This window comes from Pseudoxanthomonas winnipegensis (genome assembly GCF_030322905.1).
GTDB classification, from domain to species: domain Bacteria; phylum Pseudomonadota; class Gammaproteobacteria; order Xanthomonadales; family Xanthomonadaceae; genus Pseudoxanthomonas_A; species Pseudoxanthomonas_A winnipegensis.
On the sequence record NZ_CP095475.1, the window covers coordinates 660,497 to 682,180 of the forward strand.

The following is a 21,684-nucleotide window of genomic DNA, read 5'->3' on the forward strand; positions in this document are numbered from 1 at the left end:
ACCTGGACCTGTCTGTGTCCGCCGAACGGTGCTTGTCGCCCCCGAAGGGCAGGAGTAGGGTCGTATCCCCAGGGGGTCGCTGAAGACCTCCTGGATTGACGGAGACGCCGCGCCGATGAAGCCGATGCCCGACCCAATCCAGACCGCTGTGCACGCCCCGTCCGGGCGTTGGTTCATCGATCCGCGCTTCCCCCACGCCACGCCCTGCGCCGTCCCCCGGCCGGGGCGTTCGTATTTCCGCTGAAGGAGAATGCCCATGTTTGAAGAGCAGCCGCAGTCCGAAATCGAGGCCTTGATCAAGACCGATCCCGAGTTCAAGCAGCTCTACGAGCGCCACCGCAAACTCAACAAGAAGGTGATGGATGCCGAGCTTGGCGTCCTGCCCATCGACGACGCCACCCTGGGCCAGATGAAGCGTGAGAAGCTCCTGGCCAAGCAGCGCCTGCAGCGCAAGTACGAATCCACGCCCCACTGATCTGGTTCACAGTCGCGGGTGCCGGTGACTTCCTCGTCGGACGCCGGCACCCGCGCAATTCGTAGTCCTGCGGCGGCCCTGGGGGCCGCCGCTTTCGCATCCGCCCTTGGCGCGGGCGGAACTGAACGGCTCGTTGCGGTGGCGATGCCATAATCGCCTGCCCTCATCACGAGCGTCCCGCCCGCATGGCGATCCATTCCTCGGTCCTCGAACTGATCGGCCGCACCCCCATCGTCAAGGCCCAGCACCTGGACACCGGTGTGTGCGAGCTGTACCTGAAGCTTGAGAGCGCCAACCCCGGCGGCTCGATCAAGGACCGCATCGGCCTGTCGATGATCGGCGCGGCCGAGGCGCGTGGCGAGCTCAAGCCCGGCGCGACCCTGGTGGAAGGCACGGCCGGCAATACCGGCCTGGGACTGGCGCTGGTGGCCCAGCAGAAGGGCTACCGCCTGATCCTGGTGGTGCCGGACAAGATGAGCCGGGAGAAGATCTTCAATCTCAAGGCCATGGGCGCCGAAGTGGTGCTGACCCGCTCGGACGTGGCCAAGGGCCATCCGGAGTACTACCAGGACCTGGCCGCGCGCATCGCCAGCCAGACCCCGGGCGCCTACTTCATCAACCAGTTCGGCAATCCGGACAACCCGGCCGCGCACGAGTTCGGCACCGGCCCGGAGATCCTGGAGCAGATGGACGGCCGGCTGGATGCGATCGTGTTCGGCTGCGGCAGCTCAGGCACGATGACCGGCCTGTCGCGCGCCTTCGCCAAGGCCTCGCCGGACACCGAGCTGGTGCTGGCCGACCCGGTCGGTTCGATCCTGACCCAGTACATCAACGAGGGCACGCTGAGCGAGAAGTCCGGCAGCTGGCTGGTGGAAGGCATCGGCGAGGACTTCCTGCCCGGCATCTCCGATTTCAGCCGGGTCAAGAAGGCCTATGCGATCGCGGACAAGGAGAGCTTTCTGACCGCGCGCGAGCTGCTGGCCAAGGAAGGCATCCTGGGCGGCTCCTCGACCGGCACGCTGCTGGCCGCCGCTCTGCGCTACTGCCGCGAGCAGACCACGCCCAAGCGGGTGCTGGTGTTCGTCTGCGACACCGGCAACAAGTACCTGTCCAAGATGTACAACGACTACTGGATGCTGGACAACGGCTTCATCGAACGCCCCCAGCACGGCGACCTGCGCGACCTGATCCTGCGCCCATACAGCCAGAAGGACACGGTGGTGGTCGCTCCGACCGACCTGCTGACCACCGCCTACCAGCGCATGAAGCTCTACGACGTCTCGCAGCTGCCGGTGATGGAGGGCGAGAAGCTGGTCGGCATCATCGACGAGTCCGACGTGCTGCTGCATGTGTACGGCGACGAGGCGCGCTTCGGCGACCCGGTCGCCACCGCGATGGTCAGCAAGCTGGAGCGGCTGGACGTGGCCTCGCCGATCGAAGCGCTGCTGCCGGTGTTCGATCGCGGGCAGGTGGCCATCGTGATGCAGGGCGAGCAGTTCCTGGGGTTGATCACGCGCATCGACCTGCTCAACTATCTGCGCCGGCGCGTGCAGTGAACCGCGCCGCATTCAGCTTGTCGTTCATGAATCCGTCGCGCCTGCGTGCGTGACGGCACTGCTAGAATTCCCCTCGATCTCTGAAGAACCCCCTCATGTCCGACCACACCCGCGGGAGCCAGGACGGCGACAGCAGCCTGGCTTTGGCGACGCTCGCCATCCACGGCGGGCAGGCGCCCGACCCCAGCACCGGGGCGGTGATGCCGCCCATCTACGCCACTTCCACCTACGCGCAGCCGAGCCCGGGTCAGCACAGCGGCTTCGAATACAGCCGCACGCAGAACCCGACCCGCTTCGCCTATGAGCGCTGTATTGCGGCGCTGGAAGGCGGCAGCCGCGGCTTCGCCTTCGCCTCGGGCATGGCCGCCACCGCGACCGTGCTGGAGCTGCTGGACAGCGGCGACCATGTCATCGCCATGGACGACCTGTACGGTGGCAGCTACCGCCTGTTCGAGCGCGTGCGCAAGCGCAGCGCCGGGCTGGATTTCAGCTTCGTCGACCTGACCGACCCGGCGGCGTTCGAAGCGGCGATCACGCCGAAGACCAAGCTGGTGTGGATCGAGACGCCCACCAACCCGATGCTCAAGATCGTGGACATCGCCGCGATCGCGCAGATCGCCCGCGCGCGCGGGCTGAAGGTGGTCGTCGACAACACCTTCGCCTCGCCGATGCTGCAGCGCCCGCTCAGCCTGGGCGCGCACCTGGTGGTGCACTCGGCCACCAAATACCTCAACGGCCACTCGGACATGGTCGGTGGCGTGGCCGTGGTCGGCGACGACGCCGAACTTGCCGAGCAGTTGGCCTTCCTGCAGAACTCCGCCGGCGCGGTGCAGGGCCCGTTCGACAGCTTCCTCGCCCTGCGCGGCCTCAAGACGCTGCACCTGCGCATGAAGGCCCACTGCGACAACGCCCTGGCCCTGGCGCAGTGGCTGCAGACCCAGGACGCCGTGGCGCAGGTGATCTACCCTGGCCTGACCACGCACCCCCAGCACGCGCTGGCCGCCAAGCAGATGACCGGCTTCGGCGGCATCATCTCCTTCGAACTCAAGGGTGGCGCGGCCGCGGCCAAGTCCTTCTGCGAGCACACCCGGCTGTTCACCCTGGCCGAATCCCTCGGCGGCGTCGAAAGCCTGGTCAACGTCCCCGCCCTGATGACCCACGCCTCCATCCCCGCCGAGCGCCGCGCGCGCCTGGGCATCACCGATGGGTTGGTGCGGTTGAGTGTGGGGGTGGAGGAGGTTGAAGACCTGCGGGCGGATATGGACCACGCGGTGGGCCTCAGTACATGAAGTCGATCCTTGTCCAGCTATTCATGCTTGCGCGCTCGGTGGTCGAGCATCGTGCATTGATCTGGCGGCTCGCCCAGCGGGAAGTCTTGAGCAAGTATCGCGGCTCGTTGTTCGGGGTCGCTTGGTCGCTGCTGTTGCCGTTGTTCATGCTGACGATCTATACCTTCGTATTCACGGAGGTTTTCGAAGCGCGCTGGGGAATGCAGACGCAGAACAAGGGCTTGTTCGCGCTTGCGATCTTTTCCGGTTTGATCTTTTACACCTGCTTTGCCGAGTGCGCGCTCAAGGCTCCAGGTCTGATGCTGGCCAATACCAGTTTCATCACAAAGGTGGTTTTCCCTCTCGAGTTGCTTCCGATCATTTCGACACTCTCCACTGCATTTAATGCTTTGACAAGCCTCGTAGTCTTGGCGCTGGGTGTCCTGGTGGTCAAGGGCAGTATTCCATTGACGTTCCTGTGTTCGGTGCTAATGCTGGTGCCGCTGACCATCCTGTGCTTCGGTATGACCTGGGTTTTGTCCGCGCTGGGCATCTATATCCGTGATATCGGCCTGATTATCGCGCCGCTGACGACGGCGATGATGTTTCTCATCCCGGTCCTTTACCCATTGTCCCAAGTGCCCGAGCGTTGGCGTAATGTCGTCCAGGCCAATCCGTTGACCTTCATCATCGAATCAGCGCGTGACGCCGTGTTGATGGGATACATGCCGGATTGGGGACATTACTTGGCGCTCCTTGGCGGCGCGGTGCTGTTTGCGCTGTTTGGCTTCCTTGTCTTCAACAAGGCACGCAGGGGCTTTGCCGATGTCGTCTGATCACACACACCCTCCTGCGATTCGTGTGCATGGGTTGAATAAGACCTATCGCGTCTTCAGTCGTCCGCACCACCGACTATTGCAGTCGTTGAATCGAAAAGGTGCGTATTTCCGTGATTTCACTGCACTCGACGATGTCTCGTTTATGATCGAGCGCGGGGAGACCGTTGGCATCATCGGCAAGAACGGGTCGGGAAAGTCGACGCTGCTGCAGATCATTTGCGGTGTCCTGTCCCCCACTGCGGGCGAGATTCAAGTCAACGGCCGAATTGCCGCGATTCTTGAACTTGGCGCTGGATTCAATACCGAGTTCACCGGCCGGGAAAACGTGTTGCTAGGCGCTTCTCTGCTTGGCATGAGCGATGCAGAAGCGCGGGCTGCGATGCCCGAGATCGTGAGGTTTGCGGAGTTGGAGGATTTCATAGACCAGCCCGTGAAGACGTATTCGAGCGGCATGTACATACGTCTTGCTTTTTCGCTGGCTATCAGCGTCAAGCCGGATATCCTCATCGTGGACGAGGCGCTCGCGGTAGGCGACGAAGCGTTTCAGCGCAAGTGTTTCGGTAAGATCGAGCACCTGAAGTCCCAGGGTTGCACGCTCCTGTTCGTGTCCCACTCTGCCGGCACGGTGACGTATCTGTGCGATCGGGTGATCCTGCTTGATGGTGGTAGAAGGTTGCTTTCTGGCGCGCCCAAACAGGCCGTGGCGCTTTACCAGCGCTTGCTGTACGCGCCGAAGGACAAGCGAGAGGCAATCCTGGAGGAAATCCGCGCCGTTGATGCGAGTGGCGTGCTTGAGGCCGAGGTGTCCGAGAAATCCGATCCAGGCACCACCACTGCGATTGCCGCGCCGGAGATCGAGTTGTATGACGAACTCAACGAGCGTTTCGACGCAGGCCTGCTGACCACCAGCATGGTCGAGCTTGTGCCACGTGGCGCTCGCATCGAGAACGTACGAATACTCAATGAAGCACGCGCGCCAGTGAACGTGCTTTCGCCTGGCCAGTACTACTACGTGGCCTATACCGTCAAGTTTCTAGACGAGGGACGCAATGTTAATCTCGGGATGATGATCAAGTCGATCGAAGGCATCGAGCTGTTCGGCATGACCAGCAATGCGGTTGGCGACGCCTTTGACGCCATGCCCAAGGGCACGGCCTGCCAAGTTGAGTTTAAGTTCAAGAACCTTTTCCTCCCAGGGACCTATTTCCTCAACGTCGGCTGTCATGGCATCGATAAGGAGGGGGAGCCGGGGTTTCTGCATCGCATATTGGACGCCTACATGTTCAAGGTGGAGTCCACTGCTTCCTCGCGACTGGTTCGTGGCTATTACGACCTCTCTGAAGAGCCGGCCTGCGCTTTCAAGCTCGTTGGTTCCATCTCTGAGTGCACGTTATGACGGATCAGCATCCGCTTTCCCACGGCGTGTTTGTACTGGGCATGCATCGCAGCGGCACGTCCGCGCTGACCCGGGTGCTCAATCTGCTGGGACTGCACCTGGGAGACAACCTACTTGGTGCGCGTGAAGGCAATCTGTCGGGCCATTGGGAGCCGCTGCCAGTCATCGAGATCAACGAACGATTGTTGGCAATGCTCGGTCGTACTTGGAGCGATCCGCGAGAGATGGAGTCGAATTGGCTCCAGAATGCAGCCGTCCGGTCGCTTTTGCCAGAAGCTGAGCTGCTGCTGAAAAACGACTACGTGCGACACCCTCGGTGGTCTATCAAGGATCCGCGGATATCGCGTCTTCTGCCTTTCTGGTTAAAAGCCGCTGGCGCTCACCGTGGGGTTGCGCTCTCTGCAGTCATCGCGGTCCGACATCCTTGGGAAGTGGCTTCCTCCCTCAATCGACGTGATGGCCTGCCGCTTTCGCAGGGCTTGCTCCTGTGGTGGGAGCATCTAAGTGAAGCGCTCCGGCATAGTCGTGGAATGAAGCGCGTAGTCGTCAACTACACCGCGCTTTTACACGATTGGCCAACACAGGTCAGCCGGATCTCAAAGGCGCTTGATTTCTCGCTACAGGTGAGAAGCGATCAAGCGGCGGAGGATTCCATTGAGACTTTTCTCGATCGCGGTGCGCGACACGAGGTTCATGATGGGGCCGAGCATCCGATCCCAGTAGCATTGCAGCTGTTCTACGAGGCGCTGTGCGCTGCAACCACTGAAGATGACCTTCTGGCACTTGAGCATACCGCCTTACGCATCAATGAGGCCTCCGATTGTCACACGCATGCGCTCACAGATATCTACGTCCACAAGGAGCGTCTGCACAAGCGCGTAACGGAGCTTGAGGTTGCCGCGGCGACCGCGAGTATCGCCGACAACAAGGAACGTGATACGGACTTGGTCCGGGAGATTCAGAGCATTTCTCATCATCTCTCGCATGCCGATTGGGTCAACACCGAACTCGAAAAGAAGTGCAGGGAGGCCGAGCGCGCTCTGGATGTCGTCAAGGGCGCGCAGGCCGAGCAAGCGGAGCGTAACAACCTGCTGGCAGGCGAAGTGGAACGCCTTCAGGGTGAACTGAGGCACGTGCATGCAGAAAAGGAAAAACTGCACGAGGAAATAAAATCGTTGTACGCGGAAAGCCGCATCCAAGCACTCAAGAACGAACAGTTGTCTGCCGAGCGCGATGCCCTTTCTCAGACATGGTACGTGCGTCTGGGTCAAATACTAAACAGGAAAGGAAAGTAATATGGAAGTCAACCCCGCAGGGGGGCGGGCCATGCCGCAGGTCAGTGTTCTGATACCGGTCAAAAATGCCGCGTGGATCATCGATCGTGTGGTTAATGAAGTAGAGCGGCAGGTCACCCGCTGGCCTTTCGAAATCATCGTAATCGACTCAGGGTCGACCGACGGCACGCTGGAGCTGCTTCAGCAGCATGAAGGGGTGCGTGTCGTGCAGATTGCCCCGGAGGACTACGGCCACGGCCGTACCCGTAATCTGGGTGTGCAGATGGCGCGCGGTGAGTACGTCGCGCTGCTGACGCACGACGCGATTCCGGCAGACGAACACTGGCTAGACAATCTGGTTGCACCCCTTGAAAAAGATCCCGCGGTAGCCGGCGTTTTTGGGCGACATGTCGCTCATGACAACGCCAGTGCGTGCGCGCGCCGCGACTTAGACTTGCATTTCGAAAATCTCCGCCAGGCTGGGGAGTTGTTGTGGGTCGATGATTTTCAGCGATACCAGGACGATCTGGGTTATCGGCAGCTGCTGCATTTCTATTCTGACAACAATTCCTGCCTGCGCAAGTCGGTTTGGGAAACGATTCCCTATCCAGATGTGGATTTCGCGGAAGACCAGTTGTGGGCCAAGGCCATCATCGAGCGAGGCTATCGGAAGGCGTACGCCTTTGATGCGGTCGTCAAGCATTCGCACGACTACAGCCCCCTGCAGACTTTCCAGCGTTCGTTTGATGAAGCGAAAGCCTTCAAAAGTTATTTTGGCTATACGCTCGGTGGGCGCTTACGTGGCGCGCTCGGCGGGGGCATGCGTGCTGGTCTGTGTGACTACCGCTACACGCGTGTCAACGCCGGCGCGTCTCGCAGGGCGGCCTATGAAGCCTATGGCAATCAGGTCGCCAAGCATCTGGGGCATTGGCTTGGCGCGCGTTCCGAACGACTTCCCACGTGGGTTCAGCATGGTGTTTCCCTGGATATGAAGCTCAAGCACGGCCAATTCAGCCTCGTCAGCGGGCTTCGCAGGTTCATTTCCATCGCACGGCAGGATGGATTCCGGCCCGCAGTTGCACGCATGCTGAGCGCGGCGTCGCGCGGTGTGGATCCGATCACTCCCGAGGTTGATGCGCGCAACGACGTGACTGGTTTTTTCCGCGCTGTGCTTGCCCCAGCGTCCATTGACCCAAGCCATCCCGTCCTGCGTCAAGGCGCGTCTGCGACCGCGCCGCTGGACATGCTTTGGTTTATTCCCGACTTCGGTGAAGGCTCGGGCGGTCACCTGAACATTTTCAGGTTCATGCGTGGCCTTGAAGGGATGGGCATGAGGATGGGCGTCGTGATCGTGGGATCTAATTCTCATGTCAACCATGCCCTTGCCAAGGCCAAGATCAGCCGCTTTTTCGGCGTCATTGCCGCCGACGTCTACTTTGGCGAGGACGAGCTGCCCCCAGCCCAACGCATCATGGCGACTAGCTGGTTGACCGCTCACTTCGCGAAGCACTATCAGTCGCCAGGCGTGCAGCGCTTTTACTTTATTCAGGACTACGAGCCCCTCTTCTATCCGGCGGGTTTTGACGCCGCGGCTGCGTCTGAGACGTACTTGCTTGGATTCAAGGCGATCTGTGCCGGTTCGTGGATTCCGAGGGAGCTAGAGGATCGGCATGGGGTCAAGGCACTCGGGCACTTCGGTTTTTCATACGATCATGACAATTATCGGGCGCTTCCCAAGCGCGACGAGATTAGGCGCGTTTTCTTCTACGCCCGCCCGCCGACAGCCCGACGTGGCTTCGAACTTGGCCTGCTCGCGTTGGATCTGGTCGGGAGGATGAGGCCAGACGTGCATTTCATTTTTGCCGGCTGGGATATCTCCAACTACCGCTTCGATCATGTCCACCTCAATGGCGGTGTCTTGAAGACGTCGGAACTGCCGGACCTCTACTCCCAGTGCGACGTGGCTTTGATCCTTTCGTTCAGCAATATGTCACTTCTTCCCTACGAAGTGATGGCGTGCAACTGCGCGGTGGTCTCCAATGACGACGCCTGTGCAACCTGGGGTCTGAACGAAGAAGTCGCGACCTTCGCGCCTGCAACTCCCGAGGCGCTTGCCGGTGCCATTGTCGATCTGCTCGATCATCCGGAAAAGCGCCGAGCACAGATTGAGGCCGCTTCGGCGTTCGTTGCGAAGACGAACTGGGACAGCGAGATCAAGCACGTCTACGATCTTCTGATAGCGCCGGGTGCGGCATGACTTCACGCGTCGTGATTCTTGGGGGAACTGGCTTTTTGGGCTCACATCTCAGTAAGCGGTTGCATGCCGAGGGCTTTGATGTTGTTTCCGTTGGACGCCGCACTGTCGGCCAACGCGATGCCCATCTTTGCCTGGATGTGTTCGAAATAGAGGATCTTGCGCCGTTGCTCTCCGAGGCCGACTTCTGTGTACATCTAGTGACCGATACGGTTCCTTCGAGTGCGGAGAAGCATGGGTATGGCGGCGTAGAAAGAAATCTAAATTTCGCATTTCGACTCGCGGATGCGTGCATCAAGGCAGGCGTGCGCAAGCTGCTTTTTTCTTCCTCCGGCGGCACGGTGTATGGTCAGGACGTGCCTGACGCACGCGAGGACGGCCCCTGCGCGCCAATCGGCCTTTACGGCATGCAGAAACTAGCGGTTGAAACCGCACTGCGCAGCCGCTTGCGGCGCAGTTCCTGCAAGCTGGTTAATCTGCGTATCGCCAATCCATATGGTGCTGGGCAGGAACGGCAGCGTGCTCATGGCTTAGTCGGACATTTACTTGCCGCGCTGATTAAATCCACCCCCTTCACCGTTTGGGGTGATGGCACGCAGGTTCGTGACTATGTTCATGTGGATGATGTCATCGAGGCGTTTTTCGCTGCAATGTCCTATGCCGGCGACGAGGACGTTTTTAACGTCGGGTCTGGTGCAGGCACCTCGACGAATGAGATGATCCGGATCTGTGAGGGAATCGTGGGGAACGAATTGAGCGTCACCCACGGTGCTCACCCGGCATACGACGTCGACCGAATCTATCTGAATATCGATAAATCCCGTCGGCATCTTGGCTGGACGCCGAAAATCGCGATGCGGGAAGGAATAGAGCGGTACTACTACGACCTTACGGAGACTGTGAAATGAAAAAGAACAACACGCGCATCTCGTTGATGATTGCCGCTGCTGCAATGCTTGCCGCATCTTGCTCGAAGATCGAAGAAAGACCAGCGGAGGGTGCGGATGCGGCAAAGCCCGCTGCTACGGCTACACCAGCTGCGCCCTCAGCTCCATCCAATATTGACGAAACGCCGGTCCTGCTTGACGCCCGTGTGGAAATTCCTTCCGGTTGGAGCAAGGATGCTATCAAGGCCGGTGAATGCATGACGCCGGTGGATCAGATTAACGGCGCTCCCGTGGCCAGCGCTGCTTATACTGCGGGACAGGATGTGAAGATCGTTGGCTGGAACATCATAAGCGACAAGAGTAATGCGACCCCGGAGCTGGTCTACGGCGTTCTCAAGCCGTACGACCAGTCGGGTCAGGGTATGCTCCTACCGGGCAAGCGCACCGAGCGTCCCGATGTCGCAAACGGTAACGCTGCGTACAAAATGGCGGGTTATGAACTAAGCGGGAAGCTGCCGGCGGCGCCTGGCCGATACCGGTTATACGTTTGGACTGGTACACCCGCCGCAATTACTGAATGCGATAGCAAGATCGTCGTGGTTGTCCAATAAAGAAACGGCGATTTCTACAGTGCGTCAAGGACGAGTTGTGCCCGGGGCGGCCGCGCTTGCGGTCGTCGCCGGTTTGGTAACAGCAGGTCTTCACTCGATCTGGCTCATCTTCTGTTCATTTGCGTTCCTCGCTATGATCGGGGGTGCCTCTTGTGTTGCGCGTGCGATTTATTGTCAATCCAAACAAGTTGAGCAAAACGATGAGGGTCGGCGACATTTCAGTTTTTTGATCGTTACGTTTGTCGGATTTTTCTCGCTTCTGATGGCGGTGCTCGTTCCCCCGTTGCAGTCTCCCGATGAGTTGGCTCACATAAATCGAGCTTACTCACTGTTGCAAGGGAATGTCATGCTTGAAAAGCTAGGTCTCCGCGAGAATATGTACGTTGAGAAAAGTCTGCTCGATTATGGGAATATGTGGGGCACTGCGCTGCCCTTGAAGCCTGACGTGCAGATCAAGCGGGAAATGGAACTTAAATCCAGAAAAATTCGATGGAGTGAATCCCAAGTTGCGTACTATAATCCGGCAGCGATTTATTTTCCTGCTTTGTACGCGCCCGCGTCGGTAGCAATGGGGTTGGCGAGGAATATGAGCCAGCCGCCTTGGGTCGTCATGATGTGGGCGCGGCTTGGTATGTGGGGAGCGTCCGTTTGCTTATTGGGTCTGGCGCTCCTGATCGTGCGGGGCGGCTTCAGAATGATGTGTGGAGTTGCACTGCTGCCCATGTGTCTGGCCCAGTTTGGCAGTGGGAATCTGGATAGCGTGACCATCACTGGCACTTTCTTGTTCTTCGCAATCTTCAGCTGGCTGTTCTCGGCAGAAGCGCGTGCCTTCACAGAAGAGGTGAGGTTTTGCGCCTGGAAATCGGCGTTGTTGCTGTTAGGGTTGCTAGCTCTAGCCAAACCCGTCTTCCTGGTGTTGCTCGTCCTGCCGGCGTTTCTGGCGTTGCGTGATCGCGATGTCGCGAAGTTGATTCCCGGAATCGTGATATTGTTTTTTGTATTGGCGTGGCAATACCACGTGGCGCACTATTTCTCCAACCCGAATATGGCGGTGACTGGGTCGCCTTTTGATCGGCTTGCTCGCACGCTGATGTCGCCCGGCGAGGCCTTGGCCTTGCTTATGCGCACGTTTGAGATTAAGGCGAGGTTCTATTGGGAGTCGATGGTCGGAATTCTTGGTTACCTCGATACTCCGTTGCTGAAGGGAACCTATACTGCGTCCGGCATCCTGTTGGCGCTGGCGCTTGTCTCAGACCTGTTGGCTCCCGTCCGGCTGGGTCCTGCCGCCCGGTCAGCGTTGGGAGTTGCTGCGGTTGGGTATGTGGTGGGCGCGATGCTGCTCTTGTGGGTGACTTGGACCGTCCCTGAGAGCAAAACAATCGAAGGCGTACAGGGCCGATATTTTTTGCCAGTATTGCCGGTATTGGCCATCACGTTTGGCGGCCTAGTGCCTGGAAGGCATTGGGCCGTACCCATGTTTCAAAGGCTGGTAACCGCTTGTTTCGTCGCTTACATGATTACGTTGGTCATCGATATCCCCACCATCCTGCTCAATCGTTATTGGTTATGAGGCCCTGAAGATGGAGTATCCGGCCGAAGAAATCGTACCGCGGGTCGCGGTAGTCATCCCTTGCTATCGCGTGACCCGCCATGTGCTGGACGTTATTCGTCGTGTACCGACATCCGTTTCTCGGATCTATGCGGTCGACGATTCGTGTCCGGATGGTTCGGGTGACCTTATCCAGCGCGAATGCACCGACCCTCGCGTCGTTGTACTTCGCAACCAGGTCAACCAAGGTGTGGGCGGTGCGGTGATGCACGGCTACAGGCAAGCCTTGCTTGAGGGTGTAGAGGTCGTCGTCAAGATCGACGGTGATGGGCAGATGGACCCCGGCCTGCTCCCGGCATTCGTCAATCCGATCTTGTCGGGAGAAGCTGATTACACGAAGGGCAATCGATTCTTTCATCCAAGCGACGTGGCAGTCATGCCGCGCATGCGCCTGTTTGGTAACGCGTCATTGTCTTTGTTGAACAAGGTCTCTTCCGGATACTGGGATGTCTTCGATCCAACGAACGGTTATACAGCCATTGGCAGATCTGCACTGGAGTCATTGAACCTTGGAAAAATAAGTACGCGTTACTTTTTCGAGACGGATATTCTGTTCCGCCTTGGGCTCTCCCGGGCTGTGGTTTTCGACATTCCGATGAAAGCTCATTATGCCGATGAGGAAAGTGGCCTCAAGATCACAAAAGTGTTGCCCGAATTTGCGTGGAAGCATCTGCGGAATTTCTTCAAGCGCATCTTCTATCTTTACTATCTTCGGGACTTTTCGATCGCCAGTCTGGAGCTGATCTTCGGCATGGGGCTTGGTATGTTCGGCGCCATTTACGGCGGCATTCACTGGTGGAAATCCTGGATGGTGGGCGGAACCACCAGTGCTGGCATCGTTGTGCTGAGCGCGGTGGCATTGCTGTCTTCGCTTCAGCTGCTGCTGAGCTTCTTCAATTTCGATATCGGCGCTGTGCCGCGAAGATCTCTTGCGCGCCTCGTACGACTCCGCGGGCAGGTTGTGAGCAGCGGCGCCAACGCAGGTGAACTGGCGTCGCTGTCAGAGTGAGCTGTGGCTACGGTCGGCACTCGCCGACCGTGGATCCTGGATATCGGCTCGACCTGGGTAAGAAGTCCAGTTAAAACCATTTGGTCTATAGTTTTGCCACAGATGCGACTCTTACGAGCGTCAGGCGTCGTGGTGGCACACCCGCAATGCGATTGGTGGCGGACCTGGCCTCGGCGGCCTTACAAGTTTATGCCGATACGCTGTCAGACAGGCCCTTCATGTCCGCCTGGTGCGTTAGGTCAGCTGTTCTCGAGCTCTCGCAGGATCGTGAACAGGTCCCCTACCAGCCCGATATCCGCGATCTCGAAGATCGGGGCGTCGGCGTCCTTGTTGATCGCCACGATGGTGCCGGCGTCCTTGATGCCGGTCAGGTGCTGGATGGCGCCGGAGATGCCAATGGCCACATAGAGCTCCGGGGCGATGATCTTGCCGGTTTGGCCGACCTGGAGTTCGTTGGGGACGTAGCCGGCGTCGACCGCGGCGCGCGAGGCGCCGACGGCAGCGCCGAGCTTGTCGGCCAGCTTGTAGATGATCTCGAAGTTCTCCTTCGAACCCACGCCACGACCGCCGGAGACCACCCGGCGGGCCGACTGCAGGTCGGGGCGGTCGGACTTGCCGGCCGCCAGGCCGACGAAGCGGGTGTGGGTCGGCAGGCTCGCCTCGACGCTGGCGGCTTCGACGGGGGCGCTGCCGCCCTGCGCGGCTTCCGGCCAGGAGGCGGTGCGCACGGTGGCCACGACGGTCTGTGCGGGATCTGCCTCGACGGTGATGATGGCGTTGCCGGCGTAGATCGGGCGGGTGAAAGTGTGTTCGCCTTCGACGGTGATCAGGTCCGAGACCTGGGCCACGCCCAGCAGCGCGGCCACGCATGGCATCAGGTCCTTGCCGAAGGTGGTCGAGGGGCCGAACACATGCGTGTAGCCGGCGGCCAGCGCGGCGATCTGCGGGGCGAGCACCTGGCCGATGGCGTGTTCGTTGGCCGGATCGGCGACGGTCAGCACCTTGGTGACGCCGGCGATTCTGGCGGCGGCCTCGGCGACGGCGGTCGGATCGGCGGCCAGCACGGCCACGTCCAGCGCCTCGGGCTTGAGCGCGGCGGCGGCACTGACGGTCTTGGCGGTGGAGGCGTTGAGCACGCCGTCCAGGTGTTCGGCGATGACGAGGACTTTGGACATGTGCGGATTCCTGTTTCGTCATTCCCGCCTTGGCGGGAATCCATGATGGGACGGGCGGCGAAAGGCACTGGGTTCCCGCCTTCGCGGGAACGACAGGCAGCCTTAGAGCAGGCCCTTCTGCTTGAGTGCGGCGACCAGCTCGGCGGCGTCCTTGACCATCACGCCACGGCTGCGCTTGGGCGGGGCGGCGTAGTGGGTCACCTTCAGTTCCGCGTCGGCCTCCACGCCGAGCTCGGCGAAGGGGAGGGTCTCCAGCGGCTTGGACTTGGCCTTCATGATGTCCGGCAGCTTGATGAAGCGCGGCTCGTTGAGGCGCAGGTCGGTGGTGATCACGGCCGGCAGGTCGACTTCCAGCGTTTCCAGGCCGGCGTCGACCTCGCGCGTCACCGTGGCCTTGCCGTCGGCGATCTCGACCTTGGAGGCGAAGGTGGCCTGTGGGCGGCCCCACAGCGTGGCTAACATCTGGCCGGTCTGGCTTGCGTCGTCGTCGATGGCCTGCTTGCCCAGGATCACCACGTCCGGCTGCTCCTTCTCGATCAGCTTGAGCAGGGTGCGCGCGGCGGTCAGCGGCGAGACCGGGCCATCGGCGACCACGTGCACGGCGCGATTGGCGCCCATGGCCAGGCCATTGCGCAGGTGCGCGGCCGCGTCGGCCGGGGCGATGGTCGCCACGACCACCTCGGTGGCCACGCCCTTGTCGCGCAGGCGCAGCGCCTCCTCCAGGGCGATCTCATCGAAGGGGTTGGGGGAGAGCTTGACGCCCTCGGTCACCACGCCGGAGTTGTCCGGCTTGACCTGGATGCGCACGTTGTAGTCCACCACGCGCTTGTAGGCGACGAGAATCTTCATCGTGAAAGCGAGTCCTCTGACACGGGATGCGGATGGCCCGGCCGCGGCGGCTGGCGCGGGGCTTGATCTACGATTCTAGCCGGGCGGGCGTGACCGTGCGACAGCGTATGGTCGTCAGGCGCCGCAGTCCGGTCTCGATGACAGACTTGTTCACGAAGCGGGCCCTGCACGGTTTATCCTTGCGCGCTGCCGCCAAGGGCGGCTTTCATTGCCTAATCAGGAGAGATGCGTGGGACAGACGTGGTTGGTCACCGGCGGAGCCGGGTTCATCGGGGGGAACTTCGTCCTCGAGGCGGTCGCCAGGGGCGTCAAGGTCGTCAACCTCGACGCGCTGACCTATGCCGGCAATCTCCAGACGCTGGCCTCGCTGGAGGGTAACCCCGACCACGTGTTCGTCCGCGGCGACATCGGCGATGGCGCACTGGTGTCTGCGCTGCTGGCGGAGCATCAGCCCGATGCCGTGTTGAACTTCGCGGCAGAGAGCCATGTCGACCGCTCCATCGATGGGCCCGGTGCGTTCATCCAGACCAATGTGGTGGGCACGCTCGGCCTGCTGGAAGCCGTGCGCGACTACTGGAAGGGCCTGCCGGCCGAGCGTGCCGAGGCATTCCGCTTCCTGCATGTGTCCACCGACGAGGTCTACGGCACGCTGGGCGAGACCGGCAAGTTCACCGAAGAAACGCCGTATGCGCCCAACTCACCCTATTCGGCGTCCAAGGCGGCCTCCGATCACCTGGTGCGCGCGTTCCACCACACCTACGGGCTGCCGGTGCTGACCACCAACTGCTCCAACAACTACGGCCCGTATCACTTCCCCGAGAAGCTCATTCCCCTGGTGATCGCCAAGGCGCTGGCCGGCGAGCCGCTGCCGGTGTATGGCGATGGCAAGCAGGTGCGCGACTGGCTGTTCGTGTCCGATCACTGCGAGGCGATCCGGACGGTCCTGGCCAAGGGGCGGGTGGGCGAGACCTATAACGTCGGCGGCAACTCGGAAAGGCAGAACATCGAGGTCGTCAAGGCGATCTGCGCGCTGCTGGATCAGCGCCGACCGCGCGAGGATGGCCAGCCGCGCAGCAGCCAGATCATCCACGTCACCGACCGGCCGGGCCATGATCGCCGCTATGCGATCGACGCCTCCAAGCTAAAGAACGAGCTGGGCTGGGAGCCGCGCCACACCTTCGAGCAGGGCATCACCCAGACGGTGGACTGGTACTTGGACAATCAGGACTGGGTCAATGGCGTACTCGACGGCAGCTATCGGCTGGAGCGCATCGGAGGCGTGCAGTGACCGCTTCATTGAGAAGCCCGCACGTGGATGCGCACGCCACTGCGAAGGATGCGCGTCGCGGCATCATCCTCGCGGGCGGCTCGGGCACGCGGCTGTATCCGATCACCAAGGGCGTCAGCAAGCAGCTGCTACCGGTGTACGACAAGCCGATGATCTATTACCCGCTGAGCGTGCTCATGCTGGCGGGCATCCGGGAAGTGCTGATCATCAACACTCCGCACGAGCAGGCGCTGTTCCAGCAGCTGCTGGGCGATGGCTCGCAGTGGGGCATGGAGATCCAGTACGCCGTCCAGCCCAGTCCCGATGGCTTGGCTCAGGCCTATACGATCGGCCGTGACTTCGTGGGCGGCAAGCCGAGCTGTCTGGTGCTGGGAGACAACATCTTCCACGGTCACGGCCTGATCGACACGCTCCAGCGCGCGGATGCGCGCCGTGAGGGCGCGACGGTGTTCGGCTATTGGGTCAATGACCCGGAGCGCTACGGCGTGGCCGAGTTCGATGCCAGCGGCAAGGTGATCGACATCGAGGAGAAGCCGGCCAAGCCGCGCTCCCATTACGCGGTGACGGGGCTGTACTTCTATGACGGCCATGCGCCCGAGCATGCGGCGTCGCTGAAGCCCTCGCCCCGTGGCGAGCTGGAGATTACCGATCTCAACCGCCGCTATCTCGACGCCGGGCAGCTGCATCTGGAAGCGCTGGGTCGCGGCTACGCCTGGCTGGACACCGGCACGCACAAGTCCTTGCACGAGGCTTCCAACTTCATCGAGACCATCCAGCAACGGCAGGGCCTGCAGGTCTGCTGCCCGGAGGAGATCGCGTTCGGGAACGGCTGGATTGATGCCGCGCAGCTGGAGCGCCTGGCGGCGCCGTTGCTGAAGAACGACTACGGCCGTTACCTGCACGCGCTGGCTGCCCGAGGAGAAGTGGTTTGAAGCTGATCGAGACGTCGCTTCCAGGCTGCACCATCATCGAGCCGGCCGTCTTCGGCGACGAGCGCGGCTTCTTCATGGAGACCTGGAACGCCGCGCGCTACGGCGAGCTCGGCCTGCCCGATCGTTTCGTGCAGAGCAATGTCTCGTCCTCGTCCAAGGGTGTGCTGCGCGGCCTGCATTACCAGTGGCCCAATCCGCAGGGCAAGCTGGTCAGCGTGCTGGAAGGCGAGGTCTACGATGTCGCCGTCGACGTACGCCTCGGTTCGCCCACCTTCGGTCGCTGGGCCGCCGTGGTGCTGAGCGCGCAGAACAAGCGCCAGTTCTGGATCCCGGAAGGCTTCGCGCACGGTTTTGCGGTGCTCTCCGAGCGCGCGCTCTTCAGCTACATGTGCACCAACGTCTACGACAAGGCCGCCGACGCGGGCGTGCGCTGGGACGATCCGGCCATCGGCATCGACTGGCCGATCGGCTCGCCGAACCTGTCCGACAAGGACGCGGCCGCCCCGCTGCTGGCTGAGGTGCCGCAGGCGCGCCTGCCGGTCTACACGCCGTGACGCTCCTGCTGCTGGGCGCCAACGGTCAGGTCGGCCGGGAGCTGCGCCGCGCGCTGGCGCCGTTGGGCGAGGTGGTCTGCACTACGCGCAGCGGCACGCTGGAAGACGGTGCGGCATGCGAAGTCGCCGATTTCGATCGGCCCGATAGCCTGCCGGCGCTGCTGGATCGCCTCACGCCTACCGTGGTGGTCAATGCCGCGGCATATACCGCGGTGGACAAGGCCGAGGAGGATCGCGATGCGGCCTTTTGCGCCAATGCGGAGTCGCCCGGCGCCCTGGCGCGCTGGTGCGCCGCGCGTGGCGTGCCGCTGGTGCACTACTCGACCGACTACGTGTTCGATGGTCAGGGCACCGCGCCTTATGCCGTCGATGCGCCGACCGCGCCGCTGGGCGTGTATGGCGCCAGCAAGCTGGCGGGAGAAGAGGCGGTCCGCGCGGCCGGCGGCCAGCATTTGATCTTCCGCACGGCATGGGTCTACGCCTCGCATGGCAAGAACTTCCTGCTGACCATGCTGCGCGTCGGCGCGCAGCGCGACGAGCTGCGGGTGGTGGCCGACCAGATCGGCACGCCCACCTCGGCGGCGCTGATCGCCGACGTCACCGCGCAGGTATTGCGACAGGGAACGAAAGCCTCCGGCACCTGGCATCTGACCGCCGCAGGCCAGACCAGCTGGCATGGGTTCGCCGAGGCCATCTTCGCCCGCGCCGTGGCGGCCGGCCTGCTGCCGCGCGCGCCGCAGGTGGTGGCGATCCCGACGTCCGAATATCCGACCCCGGCGCGGCGTCCGGCCTATTCCTGTCTGGATACGACGAGCCTGCAACGCGACTTCGGCATCGACCTGCCGGCCTGGGAAACTGCGCTCGACAGCGTGGTGGCCGAACTGAAGTAAGGCTTTCGTGACGGCTGTTGCGCTTTGCGCTGCGGCCTTCGCGCGCAGATCGTGCTCGTCCGGCCAAGCCATCGGCGGTTATGGCGTCGTGCCGTATCGTAGGCTCGCTTCCATCCCCCCACGAGGTTGCGATTCATGAAGATTGCGGTGGCCGGTACCGGCTATGTTGGCCTGTCCAATGGCGTGTTGCTGGCGCGGCACCATGAGGTGGTGGCGCTGGACATCGTGCCGTCCAAGGTCGAGCTGATCAATCAGGGCCGCTCGCCCATCGTCGATGCCGAACTGGAGGCCGCGCTGGCGCAGGGCGGCCTGAACTTCAAGGCGACGCTGGATCCGGTCGAGGCCTATGCCGACGCGCAGTTCGTCATCATCGCCACGCCGACCGACTACGATCCGGACACCAATTACTTCAACACCCGCTCGATCGAGGCGGTGATCGCCCAGGTGCTGAAGATCAACCCGGCCGCGACCATGGTGATCAAGTCGACCGTGCCGGTGGGCTATACCGAGAAGGTGCGCCAGCAGTTCGGGACGGACAACATCCTGTTCTCGCCGGAGTTCCTGCGCGAGGGCAAGGCGCTGTACGACAACCTGTATCCCTCGCGCATCATCGTCGGCGAGCGTTCGCCGCGCGCGGAGGTGTTCGCCGGCCTGCTCAAGGAAGGTGCGCTGAAGCAGGACGTGCCGGTGCTGTTCACCGAGCCGACCGAGGCCGAGGCGATCAAGCTGTTCGCCAACACCTACCTGGCCATGCGCGTGTCCTACTTCAACGAGCTGGACACCTATGCGGTGACCCATGGCCTGGACAGCCGGCAGATCATCGAAGGCATCTGTCTGGACCCGCGCATCGGCTCGCACTACAACAATCCGTCCTTCGGCTACGGCGGTTATTGCCTGCCCAAGGACACCAAGCAGCTGCTGGCCAACTACCAGAGCGTGCCGCAGAACCTGATCCGCGCCATCGTCGATTCCAACACCACGCGCAAGGACTTCATCGCCGCCGACGTGCTCAAGCGCAGGCCGCGCGTGGTCGGCATCTACCGCCTGATCATGAAGGCCGGCTCGGACAACTTCCGCGCCTCCAGCATCCAGGGCGTGATGAAGCGGCTCAAGGCCAAGGGCGTGGAGGTGATCGTGTACGAGCCTACGCTGAGCGAGGCGGAGTTCTTCCGCTCGCGCGTGGTCAACGATCTGGAAGCGTTCAAGCGCGAGGCCGACGTGATCATCAGCAACCGCATGGCGCCCGCGTTGAACGATGTCGCCGACAAGGTCTATACGCGCGACCTGTTCGGCGACAACTAGGGCAACGATCGGCGCAGCAGAGTGAGAAGTGAGCAGCGCATGCCGCTCACTTCTCACTCCCGAGTTTTCACCCCTGCAGCAGCGCCGAAATCTCGTCGGTCTTCTGCTTCAGCAGCGCCGCGTCGCCGCGGGTTTCCACGTTCAGGCGCAGCAGCGGCTCGGTGTTGGAGCTGCGGATGTTGACGCGCCAGTCGCCGAAGTCGGCGCTGGTGCCGTCGGTGTAGTCCAGCTGCGGCTTGAGGTCGGCGTAGTGGTCCATCACGCGCTGCACGGCGGCCTTGGCGTCGCTGACCTTGAAGTTGATCTCGCCGCTGCACGGGAACTTGGCCACGCGATCGGCGACCCAGTCGCCCAGCGAGCGGCCCGAGGTGGACACCAGCTCGGCGATCAGCAGCCAAGGGATCATGCCCGAGTCGGCGTAGGCGAATTCGCGGAAGTAGTGGTGCGCGCTCATCTCGCCGCCATACACGGCGTTCTCGGCGCGCATCTTCTCCTTGATGAAGGCGTGGCCGCTCTTGCACAGCACCGGCACGCCGCCGGCGGCCTCGACCATCTCGACGGTATTCCAGGTCAGGCGCGGGTCGTGGACGATCTTGCCGCCGGGCTGCTTCTTCAGGATCGCCTGGGCCAGCAGGCCGACCAGGTAATAGCCCTCGATGAACTGGCCGTGCTCGTCGAAGAAGAAGCAGCGGTCGAAGTCGCCGTCCCAGGCGATGCCGAAGTCGGCGCCGTGCTGCTTGACCGCATCGGCGGTGGCGGCGCGGTTCTCCGGCAGCAGCGGGTTGGGGATGCCGTTGGGGAAGTGGCCGTCGGGCTCGTGATGGATGCGGATGAACTCTAGCGGCAGGTGCGGGGCGAGCAGGTCGACGATGGCGCCGGCGCCGCCGTTGCCGGCGTTCACCACCACCTTGAGCGGCTTGAGCGCGTCGGCCTTGATGTAGCTCAGCAGGTGCTGGATGTAGGCCGACTTGTCCGGGCGGTGTTCTTCCTTGGCGGTCGGCGCGGTGGCCGGCGCGGTGTCGGCCTCGGCCTTGTCGCGGATGTCGAACAGCCCCGTGTCCGAACTGATCGGGCGGGCCTGCTCGCGCACAAGCTTCATGCCGTTGTAGTCCATCGGGTTGTGGCTGGCCGTGACCATGACGCCGCCGGCGGCCTTGAGGTGGTCGGTCTGGAAATAGACCTCCTCGGTGCCGCACAGGCCGATGTCGATCACCTCGCGGCCCTTCGCGCGCAGGCCCGCGGACAGCGCGTCCTGCAGCTCGGCGCTGGTCAGGCGCACGTCATGGCCCAGCACCACCGGCCCGGCGTCCAGCATGTCGGCCAGCGCCACGCCGATGCGGCGGGCCAGGTCCTCGTCCAGCTCGTCGGGCACGCGGCCGCGGATGTCGTAGGCCTTGAATGCGGGTAGCGCCATGGGCGGGAGTCCTTGAGAAGATTTGGGGGGCGGGGAGTGTAACGGGCCGAAGGGAAAGGACGCGTGGTGCCAGCAGGGGCAGCGCGGCCTCGGTGGCCATGC

The 21,684-nt window shown here is 62.1% G+C and carries 19 protein-coding genes; 16 read left to right on the forward strand and 3 right to left on the reverse strand.

Translation table 11 applies throughout. The features are described from left to right. Window positions 1-256 precede the first annotated feature (256 nt). From MWN52_RS02810 to MWN52_RS02860, 11 genes are all read left to right on the forward strand, one after another. Window positions 257-475 (forward strand): HP1242/YdcH family protein, encoded by a 219-nt coding sequence (locus tag MWN52_RS02810; protein WP_130515246.1) that lies wholly within the window; start codon window positions 257-259, stop codon window positions 473-475. A gap of 185 nt (window positions 476-660) precedes the next feature. Next, complete coding sequence (locus tag MWN52_RS02815; RefSeq protein ID WP_130515247.1) at window positions 661-2,031, forward strand: pyridoxal-phosphate dependent enzyme; 1,371 nt, start codon at window positions 661-663, stop codon at window positions 2,029-2,031. A 95-nt stretch (window positions 2,032-2,126) separates the two neighbouring features. Next, window positions 2,127-3,320 (forward strand): cystathionine gamma-synthase, encoded by a 1,194-nt coding sequence (locus tag MWN52_RS02820; RefSeq protein ID WP_286576512.1) that lies wholly within the window; start codon window positions 2,127-2,129, stop codon window positions 3,318-3,320. Continuing rightward, window positions 3,317-4,135 (forward strand): ABC transporter permease, encoded by an 819-nt coding sequence (locus MWN52_RS02825; protein WP_286576513.1) that lies wholly within the window; start codon window positions 3,317-3,319, stop codon window positions 4,133-4,135. Before MWN52_RS02820 ends, MWN52_RS02825 begins: the two co-directional genes overlap by 4 nt. Before the next feature lie 25 nt (window positions 4,136-4,160). Continuing rightward, window positions 4,161-5,534: an ABC transporter ATP-binding protein gene (locus MWN52_RS02830; RefSeq protein WP_286577669.1), complete on the forward strand. Its 1,374-nt coding sequence runs from the start codon at window positions 4,161-4,163 to the stop codon at window positions 5,532-5,534. Next, window positions 5,531-6,829, forward strand: a complete 1,299-nt coding sequence (locus MWN52_RS02835) for a sulfotransferase family protein (RefSeq protein ID WP_286576515.1) — start codon at window positions 5,531-5,533, stop codon at window positions 6,827-6,829. The genes MWN52_RS02830 and MWN52_RS02835 overlap by 4 nt, the downstream gene beginning before the upstream one ends. A gap of 1 nt (window position 6,830) precedes the next feature. Next, window positions 6,831-9,065, forward strand: a complete 2,235-nt coding sequence (locus MWN52_RS02840; protein WP_286576516.1) for a glycosyltransferase — start codon at window positions 6,831-6,833, stop codon at window positions 9,063-9,065. Continuing rightward, complete coding sequence (locus tag MWN52_RS02845; RefSeq protein ID WP_286576517.1) at window positions 9,062-9,970, forward strand: NAD-dependent epimerase/dehydratase family protein; 909 nt, start codon at window positions 9,062-9,064, stop codon at window positions 9,968-9,970. The genes MWN52_RS02840 and MWN52_RS02845 overlap by 4 nt, the downstream gene beginning before the upstream one ends. Next, entirely contained in the window at window positions 9,967-10,560 is a 594-nt protein-coding gene (locus MWN52_RS02850; protein ID WP_286576518.1) for a hypothetical protein, read from the forward strand. The genes MWN52_RS02845 and MWN52_RS02850 overlap by 4 nt, the downstream gene beginning before the upstream one ends. Then, window positions 10,550-12,130 (forward strand): DUF2142 domain-containing protein, encoded by a 1,581-nt coding sequence (locus MWN52_RS02855; protein WP_286576519.1) that lies wholly within the window; start codon window positions 10,550-10,552, stop codon window positions 12,128-12,130. Before MWN52_RS02850 ends, MWN52_RS02855 begins: the two co-directional genes overlap by 11 nt. A 10-nt stretch (window positions 12,131-12,140) precedes the next feature. Then, window positions 12,141-13,178, forward strand: a complete 1,038-nt coding sequence (locus MWN52_RS02860; protein WP_286576521.1) for a glycosyltransferase family 2 protein — start codon at window positions 12,141-12,143, stop codon at window positions 13,176-13,178. Window positions 13,179-13,417: 239 nt separating this feature from the next. Here MWN52_RS02860 and MWN52_RS02865 read toward each other — a convergent pair whose 3' ends face one another. Together MWN52_RS02865 and MWN52_RS02870 are read right to left on the reverse strand one after the other, a co-directional pair. Then, window positions 13,418-14,353, reverse strand: a complete 936-nt coding sequence (locus tag MWN52_RS02865; protein WP_286576523.1) for an electron transfer flavoprotein subunit alpha/FixB family protein — start codon at window positions 14,351-14,353, stop codon at window positions 13,418-13,420. Between the two features lie 102 nt (window positions 14,354-14,455). Continuing rightward, window positions 14,456-15,202, reverse strand: a complete 747-nt coding sequence (locus tag MWN52_RS02870) for an electron transfer flavoprotein subunit beta/FixA family protein (protein WP_286576525.1) — start codon at window positions 15,200-15,202, stop codon at window positions 14,456-14,458. 229 nt (window positions 15,203-15,431) lie between these two features. On the opposite strand from MWN52_RS02870, the gene rfbB reads away from it, so the two are divergent. The 5 genes from rfbB (at window position 15,432) to MWN52_RS02895 (ending at window position 20,168) form a co-directional block, all read left to right on the forward strand. Then, a complete protein-coding gene (rfbB, locus tag MWN52_RS02875; RefSeq protein WP_286576527.1) occupies window positions 15,432-16,490 on the forward strand; it encodes a dTDP-glucose 4,6-dehydratase in 1,059 nt (352 codons plus the stop codon). Between the two features lie 23 nt (window positions 16,491-16,513). Continuing rightward, a complete protein-coding gene (gene rfbA, locus MWN52_RS02880) occupies window positions 16,514-17,422 on the forward strand; it encodes a glucose-1-phosphate thymidylyltransferase RfbA (RefSeq protein WP_286576529.1) in 909 nt (302 codons plus the stop codon). Beyond that, window positions 17,419-17,976 carry a dTDP-4-dehydrorhamnose 3,5-epimerase gene (gene rfbC / locus MWN52_RS02885; protein WP_286576530.1) on the forward strand — a complete coding sequence of 186 codons (558 nt, stop codon included), beginning with the start codon at window positions 17,419-17,421 and terminating at the stop codon, window positions 17,974-17,976. Before rfbA ends, rfbC begins: the two co-directional genes overlap by 4 nt. Beyond that, window positions 17,973-18,866: a dTDP-4-dehydrorhamnose reductase gene (gene rfbD / locus MWN52_RS02890; protein WP_286576531.1), complete on the forward strand. Its 894-nt coding sequence runs from the start codon at window positions 17,973-17,975 to the stop codon at window positions 18,864-18,866. The genes rfbC and rfbD overlap by 4 nt, the downstream gene beginning before the upstream one ends. A gap of 135 nt (window positions 18,867-19,001) precedes the next feature. Continuing rightward, on the forward strand, window positions 19,002-20,168 hold the full coding sequence (locus MWN52_RS02895) for a nucleotide sugar dehydrogenase (RefSeq protein ID WP_286576533.1): 1,167 nt from the start codon (window positions 19,002-19,004) through the stop codon (window positions 20,166-20,168). A gap of 67 nt (window positions 20,169-20,235) precedes the next feature. Here MWN52_RS02895 and MWN52_RS02900 read toward each other — a convergent pair whose 3' ends face one another. Then, entirely contained in the window at window positions 20,236-21,582 is a 1,347-nt protein-coding gene (locus tag MWN52_RS02900) for a phosphohexomutase domain-containing protein (RefSeq protein WP_286576534.1), read from the reverse strand. Between the last annotated feature and the right edge of the window lie 102 nt (window positions 21,583-21,684).

Coding starts and splice junctions, on each gene's coding strand:
- MWN52_RS02820 (WP_286576512.1), top strand. CDS start 2,127: ATGTCCGACCACACCCGCGGGAGCCAGGACGGCGACAGCAGCCTGGCT.
- MWN52_RS02870 (WP_286576525.1), bottom strand. CDS start 15,202: ATGAAGATTCTCGTCGCCTACAAGCGCGTGGTGGACTACAACGTGCGC.
- MWN52_RS02840 (WP_286576516.1), top strand. CDS start 6,831: ATGGAAGTCAACCCCGCAGGGGGGCGGGCCATGCCGCAGGTCAGTGTT.
- MWN52_RS02895 (WP_286576533.1), top strand. CDS start 19,002: ATGAAGATTGCGGTGGCCGGTACCGGCTATGTTGGCCTGTCCAATGGC.
- MWN52_RS02835 (WP_286576515.1), top strand. CDS start 5,531: ATGACGGATCAGCATCCGCTTTCCCACGGCGTGTTTGTACTGGGCATG.
- MWN52_RS02810 (WP_130515246.1), top strand. CDS start 257: ATGTTTGAAGAGCAGCCGCAGTCCGAAATCGAGGCCTTGATCAAGACC.
- MWN52_RS02865 (WP_286576523.1), bottom strand. CDS start 14,353: ATGTCCAAAGTCCTCGTCATCGCCGAACACCTGGACGGCGTGCTCAAC.
- MWN52_RS02860 (WP_286576521.1), top strand. CDS start 12,141: ATGGAGTATCCGGCCGAAGAAATCGTACCGCGGGTCGCGGTAGTCATC.
- MWN52_RS02845 (WP_286576517.1), top strand. CDS start 9,062: ATGACTTCACGCGTCGTGATTCTTGGGGGAACTGGCTTTTTGGGCTCA.
- MWN52_RS02815 (WP_130515247.1), top strand. CDS start 661: ATGGCGATCCATTCCTCGGTCCTCGAACTGATCGGCCGCACCCCCATC.
- MWN52_RS02850 (WP_286576518.1), top strand. CDS start 9,967: ATGAAAAAGAACAACACGCGCATCTCGTTGATGATTGCCGCTGCTGCA.
- MWN52_RS02825 (WP_286576513.1), top strand. CDS start 3,317: ATGAAGTCGATCCTTGTCCAGCTATTCATGCTTGCGCGCTCGGTGGTC.
- MWN52_RS02900 (WP_286576534.1), bottom strand. CDS start 21,582: ATGGCGCTACCCGCATTCAAGGCCTACGACATCCGCGGCCGCGTGCCC.